Raw genomic sequence first — 6,000 nt, 5'->3', positions numbered from 1 at the left:
GTATGGCGTGTTGGGTTGTGTGTGCAAAGCGATGATTCGGTGTGTTTTGATTTGCTAGCTAACTTATTGCGCGCTAATCAGTTCATGGAGCGAACTCTATGCCTGATTTATTTTGTGCGCAAGATAAATTTTTCACTTATTTTTTATATATACCTTTGCTTTTTGCATAAGCACGGTTGGCGTGGCCTGCAGCCTGGCTGGCTGCCCTCTTGCCGTTGTTTTTTGCTTGTGTGCCGTGCCCGGTAGCGGCAAACGGTTGCCGCTACCGGGCGGCGCGTTGCCACCCTGGAAGAGGCCGAAAACCGAATGTTTCGTTTAACTGATTGAATCTGAAGGGGATTTTCGACTGGGTGCGAAATTTGCTCAGCAAGGCGCGTGCGCGCAGTGCGCAACCAATGAGGGAGGAGGTATGAGTACGATTGGAGGCATAGGAGGCCTGGGCGGCTACAGTGCGCTGTCGCTCCTGGGCAACAAAGGCAAGAGTGAGTTTCGCGAGGAAGAGCTGCTGTCGCTTTCCACCGCGAATGTGCCGGCACCGACCGCGTTCCGTGGCAATAACGATAACGGTGAATCCTACCGGGCCGAGCAGGCGATCAATGAGGGCTTCGCTCGTATTCGCCTGCGTCTGGAAGAGGCCAGCAAAGGCAAGGAAGTCGGTGTCACTCAGGGCGTGCTGAGCAAGCCGCTGGGTGAGGGCAGCAACGTCGCACTCGACGAGTTCAAGAAGTACATGGAAATGACCCCGGCCGAGAAGATGCGCGACAGCGTCCTCAAGGAGCTGGGTCTGACCGAGGACGAGTTGAAGTCGCTGCCGCCCGAGCAGCAGGCTGCCATCGAAGAGAAGATCGTTCAGCGCATCAAGGAGCGGTCGGCAGTCGCCATCAATGAGGGCAACGAGGGGCAGAAGTCCAACCCCTGGGGCGCTCAGCAGGTGGGTGGCCAGGTGGCTACGGGTAGGGGCGGTGATGTGGACGACCGCATGTCGTTCAGCCAGTTTGCCTGAATACGCCTGACGGCCGCCCAAGGGCGGCCTTGCCACGCGGTACATGCACAGCAGGGCACAGGCCCTGCCGGTGCATGGCGTGATCAGCGCAATGTGTAACCGTTGTCGACCACCAGATCCTGGCCATAGATGCCGCGCGCGCCCTGCGACAGCAGGAACAGCATGGCGTCGGCGACCATAGCCGGCTCCAGGAATTGCTCGGTCAGCAGGCGTTGCTCCACGGCCTGCGCCACGGAGGCCAGTTCCACGTCACTGAGTTTCAGGGTGCCCCAGATCGGTGTGGCGGTCGGCCCTGGCGACACCATGTTGACCTGGATGCCATCGGCGGACATTTCCACCGCCAGGTTGCGGGCGAAGGCTTTCAGCGCGGTCTTGGAGGCGATGTAGGCCGCCAGGCCGGGGAAGGTCACCTGCGACAGGAAGGTCCCGGTAAACACGATCGACGCCGGCTTGGCCAGGCAATCCTGCAGCTTGGCGACCGTCTTCAATGCACCCGCGCCATTGACCGCCCACTGCCGGTCGAACGCCTCGGTATCCAGGCGATCCCCCAGCTGCGCGATGCCCGCATTGGGCGCCAGGTAATGCACGGGGCCGAGGGCCTTGGCCTGTTTGGCCAGCGCATCCAGATCGGCATCGCGGGTGATGTCGCCCTTCAGCCAGACCAGCCGTTCCCCGTACTGCGCCTGCAGGCCTTCCAGCTCGCCGAGGTTGCGGCTCATGGCGAGCACCCTGGCGCCTGCTTTCAGCAGCTTGTCGGTCAACACGAAGCCGATGCCGGAGCTGGCACCGGTGACGACGGCAAGGCGGTTGTCGAATTCGTTGTACATGGTGGTCCGTTCCTGAGTGATAGAGACGTCAGGAAGGTGTCACGAACCATGCCAATTAATAATTATATTAAAAACAGCTAGTTATGAGATTTGTTGTCGTAATGACAGCGGCGCAAGAGTTGTCCGGATGACTGCTTTATGGTCGATATGACTTGATTGGGCGAGGCGATGCAGATGGGGACGAACGATCAAAGCTTCTGCACGCTCAGGAAAAACCGCGCCAACGCCTCGCCCTAGCATGGAGTCCTCGCTGGCCGCTTCATGGGAAGCCCGCCGGTACGAGCTGACTATCACTGGCTGGAGGTTTCCATGAGCAACGAACACACCCACTCGCATGCTGTTCCCCACCCGTATGCCGACCCTGCGGAACCCGCGCTGCCCGACCCGGGCATGAAGCTGGACCTGTCGCGGGCGGCGCTGGTGGTAATCGACCCGCAGATCGACTTCCTGAGCCCCGAAGGCGTCAGCTGGCCGGTGTTCGGCAAGAGCATCACCGAGCACGACACCGTGCGCCACATCGGCGAGCTGTTCGCCGCGGCCAAGGAGGCCGGCATCACCGTCGCGGTGTCGCCGCACTATTACTACCCCTGCGACCACGAGTGGCAATTCGGCGGCCCGCTGGAAAAGGTCATGCACAGCATCTGCATGTTCGACCGCAAGGGCCCGCTGACCCTGGAGGGGTTCGAAGGCTCCGGCGCCGACTTCATGCCGCAGTACAAGCCGTACATCCTCGACGGCAAGACCATCATCGCTTCGCCGCACAAGGTCTACGGCCCGGAAACCAACGACCTGGCGCTGCAACTGCGCAAGCACGGCGTGTCGCAGATCATCCTGGCCGGCATGGCGGCGAACCTGTGCGTGGAATCGCACCTGCGCGAGTTCCTCGAGTTGGGTTTCGAAGTAGCGGTGGTGCGTGATGCGACCGCCGGCCCGACCCTGCCCGATGGCGATGGCTACCTGGCGGCGCTGATCAACTACCGCTTCATCGCCAACGCGCTGTGGACGACGGACGAGGTGGTCAAGCGTCTTGCGGCCAAGCCGTGAGCCAACCGCACCCGGGGCGCTCAGGCGCCCCGTACAAGGGGTAAGCCGCATGATCCGATTGTCCAGGCGCCATGGTCATTACCTGTTCGGGGTGGTGCAGTCGGCCATTACCTGCGCCGTGGCGGCTGCCGTGGCCAGCGGGCCGGTGTTTCCCGTCGAGCGTTTCATCGCGCACTGGTCGAGTGCCTGGCTGGTGTCCTGGCTGATGATGGTGCCCGTGGTCCTGCTGATCGCCCCCTGGCTCCGCCGCCTGGTCGATCGCCTGACGGACGAGACACGTCCCTGAGGTGGCGTATTGCCACGACTGTTCCAGGCGGTGCCGATCATGCACCCTCTGCAGCTCCGTCAGGGGCTGCTCCCTTCAACCTGTAACCAGGCAATCACCAGATGACTACGACCGATTCAGATGGTCCGTATACCGCCATCCGCCAGGCGTTCTCGATGCCCAAGCGGGTTGCCGCGAGCGACGTGCAGCTGCAAGCGCTCGCTGGCGCCCAGCGAACGGTGCTCGACTACCATGGCGTGGACCTCGTGTGCTGGACCCTGGGGAGCGGACCCCGGGTGGTGCTGGCCCATGGCTGGAACAGCCGAGGCGCGCACCTCAGCGCCTTCATCGCGCCCCTGGTGGCGGCGGGCTACAGCGTGACCCTGCTGGATTTTCCTGGCCATGGGGAGTCCGGCGACGCGGCCAGCAGTGTGGTGCACATGGGGCGTGCCTTGCTGTTCCTGTGCCAGTCACTGGGCGAGATCCATGGCGTGATCGGGCATTCCGCCGGTGCCGGCGCGGCCTTGTGGGCGTTCAACCATGGCCTCGAGGTCACGGCCAGCGTGCACCTGAACGGCCCGTCGTCGCTGAGCCCGATGGTGCATGGCATGGCCGCCGGTTTCGGCTTGGACGCGGCCCAGGCGCAGGCGTTTCATAACTGGGTCGAAGGCTTCATCGAGCAACCCGTGGCGGCGGCCGACCTGCCGATCCTCAAGCGGGGGCTGCGCCACCCGGGGCTGATCATTCACGACGCCGATGACAAGGTCGTGCCGTTCGCTGCTGCCGAGGCGTTGAACGCGGCATGGGCGGGCTCCGTGCTGATCCAGGTCAGCGGCCTGGGCCACAGCAAGGTGTTGCTCGACCCGCAGGTCGTGGCGCTCAGCGTCAGCTTTGTCGCTGGCAACCGCGCCGCCTGCCAGGCGCATCGGGCGACCGACGCCTGATTTCCGTCCCTTCGCCGCAATCGTCGGCGAAGGAATTCCTGTTTTCGATCACCCGCCGCCGGGCGCGTCTCGGCGGTGTCGTTCGGCTGTCTGCGACTTGGGCGGCGAGGCGTGCGCAGTGCGTTATCGACGGCTTTTTCAGTGTTTCGCACGGCGCGTGAAAATTGGTCGATATGACTTTCTGTAGTCAATGAGACAGCTTTTTGTTTTGGGTCATATCGACTGCTTGTTCGTATATCTATTTGATTTCCAAGTGAAAAATAATTGGCATGGAACGTGATAAGTCTAGCGTGCAACTCACTCTTACTCTTTGGAGAACCTTATGAAACGTCCTTTGCTTTGCGCGCTGCTCATCGTTGCAACCACCTCCCAGGCCATGGCTGCGGAAGTGATTTCTGCTCAGGAAGACACCTCCACCGGCAAGGTCTTCGGTGGCATCAGCGGCCTCATGGTCGGTGCCATCGGTGGGCCGATCGGTGCGGTGGCCGGGGCGCTGGTTGGCGTGTTCGGTGGCAGTGCGGTCCAAGAGTCGGCCGGCCTCGCCGAGAACGCCTACGTGGTCGAGAACGACGACGGCTCGCTCCAGCGCGTGCGCACCCCCGGCAAAACCTTCGCACCCGGTGACCAGGTGCGCGTCGAAGGCATCCGCCTGGTTCACGAATGACCCGCTGCAGGGAGGCCTGATTGCGACCAGTCAGCGCCTCCTTTTCCGTATTCCACGGGTTGCCCGATGTCGGCGGCCTGTCGCGCGAGAGGGCTCGCGCAGCAACACCCGCGGCAGCGTCCGACACGAGATCGCTCCGCCTTGCGATGTGCTCATTCCATATCCCGCCCAGAAGGATATCCAGCGATGACCAGCGAAATTACCACCGTCCTGTTGGCCCACGCCCGCCGCGGCCGCTCCACCATGCTCGGCAACGGCCTGACCGAACTGGTCGACGGCCTGCGCGCCGAACCCGGCTGCGTGTCGTGCGAACTCGATCAACGGCACGACGGCGTGTGGTTCGTCAGCACGCAATGGGGCGGCGACGAAGCCCTCACCAACAACCTCACCAGCCCCCTGTGGAACCGCCTGCTGCTGCGCCTGCAGCCTGATGTGGCGTGTCTGGAATTCATGCGGCATTGAGGGCTGCCACCTGCCGGATCTGGCCGTGACGGTTGCCACCGCCACGTTCGCTGTGCCCCAATTGCACGTCCAATTCGGCAGGATTACCCATGACCACCCCAGCGCCCACCCTCATCCGCGAAACCTTTCCCGTCGGCCCGTTGCAGTGCAACTGCACGATCATTGGCGATCCGGTGACGAAGAAGGCGATCGTGGTCGATCCGGGTGGCAATCCGGATGTGATCATGGCGCGGCTGGAGGCCCATGGTCTGAAGGTGGTGAGCATCATCCACACCCATGCGCACCTCGATCATTTCCTGGCCTCCGGGCAGATGAAGGAGAAGACCGGCGCGACGTTGCACCTGCACAAGGAGGACCAGTTCCTTTGGGACAACCTGGAGATGCAGTGCCGCATGTTCGGCGTGCCGTACACGCCGGTGCCGGCGCCGGACCAGTGGCTGACGGACGACGAGGCGCTGGATTGCGGCTGTGGCGTGGCATTGCATACGCCTGGGCACACGCCGGGCTCGATGAGCTTCTGGTTCCCCCAGGCCAAGCTGCTGATTGCCGGCGATACGTTGTTCCGTCGTGGGATCGGTCGTACCGACCTGTGGGGCGGGGACTACGCGACCATCGAGCGCTCGATCAAGCAGCGGCTGTACACGCTGGACGAAGACGCCACGGTGGTGACCGGCCACGGCCCGGATACGCGCCTGGGTGACGAGATGCGCGAGAACCCGTTTATCCGCGCCTGATGGCGCACGATTTCCGGCGTCTAGGCTCAAAGGGTCATCTACCTGCCGTGGAGAGGA

General features: G+C 62.9%; 8 protein-coding genes. 7 read left to right on the top strand and 1 reads right to left on the bottom strand.

Annotated elements, in window-relative coordinates; all coding sequences use genetic code 11:
* The first annotated feature begins 409 nt into the window (after positions 1–409).
* Positions 410–1,003 carry a hypothetical protein gene (locus N5C28_RS03725; protein WP_279820289.1) on the top strand — a complete coding sequence of 198 codons (594 nt, stop codon included), beginning with the start codon at positions 410–412 and terminating at the stop codon, positions 1,001–1,003.
* Between the two features lie 83 nt (positions 1,004–1,086).
* Here the strand turns inward: N5C28_RS03725 and N5C28_RS03720 are convergent, their stop codons facing one another.
* On the bottom strand, positions 1,087–1,830 hold the full coding sequence (locus N5C28_RS03720) for an SDR family NAD(P)-dependent oxidoreductase (protein WP_279820287.1): 744 nt from the start codon (positions 1,828–1,830) through the stop codon (positions 1,087–1,089).
* 309 nt (positions 1,831–2,139) lie between these two features.
* On the opposite strand from N5C28_RS03720, the gene N5C28_RS03715 reads away from it, so the two are divergent.
* The 6 genes from N5C28_RS03715 to N5C28_RS03690 all read left to right on the top strand — a co-directional run bounded on the left by N5C28_RS03715 (position 2,140) and on the right by N5C28_RS03690 (position 5,943).
* Positions 2,140–2,874 (top strand): cysteine hydrolase, encoded by a 735-nt coding sequence (locus N5C28_RS03715; protein ID WP_279820284.1) that lies wholly within the window; start codon positions 2,140–2,142, stop codon positions 2,872–2,874.
* A gap of 49 nt (positions 2,875–2,923) precedes the next feature.
* Entirely contained in the window at positions 2,924–3,160 is a 237-nt protein-coding gene (locus N5C28_RS03710; RefSeq protein WP_279820281.1) for a DUF2798 domain-containing protein, read from the top strand.
* A 101-nt stretch (positions 3,161–3,261) separates the two neighbouring features.
* Positions 3,262–4,083 (top strand): alpha/beta hydrolase, encoded by an 822-nt coding sequence (locus N5C28_RS03705; RefSeq protein WP_279820278.1) that lies wholly within the window; start codon positions 3,262–3,264, stop codon positions 4,081–4,083.
* Positions 4,084–4,405: 322 nt separating this feature from the next.
* On the top strand, positions 4,406–4,747 hold the full coding sequence (locus N5C28_RS03700; protein ID WP_279820275.1) for a hypothetical protein: 342 nt from the start codon (positions 4,406–4,408) through the stop codon (positions 4,745–4,747).
* Between the two features lie 186 nt (positions 4,748–4,933).
* Complete coding sequence (locus N5C28_RS03695; RefSeq protein ID WP_279820273.1) at positions 4,934–5,209, top strand: hypothetical protein; 276 nt, start codon at positions 4,934–4,936, stop codon at positions 5,207–5,209.
* A gap of 89 nt (positions 5,210–5,298) precedes the next feature.
* On the top strand, positions 5,299–5,943 hold the full coding sequence (locus N5C28_RS03690) for an MBL fold metallo-hydrolase (protein ID WP_279820270.1): 645 nt from the start codon (positions 5,299–5,301) through the stop codon (positions 5,941–5,943).
* The last annotated feature ends 57 nt before the right edge of the window (positions 5,944–6,000 follow it).

This window comes from Pseudomonas sp. GD03944, assembly GCF_029839275.1.
GTDB lineage: Bacteria > Pseudomonadota > Gammaproteobacteria > Pseudomonadales > Pseudomonadaceae > Aquipseudomonas.
This window is presented reverse-complemented; position numbering and strand designations above follow the sequence as displayed.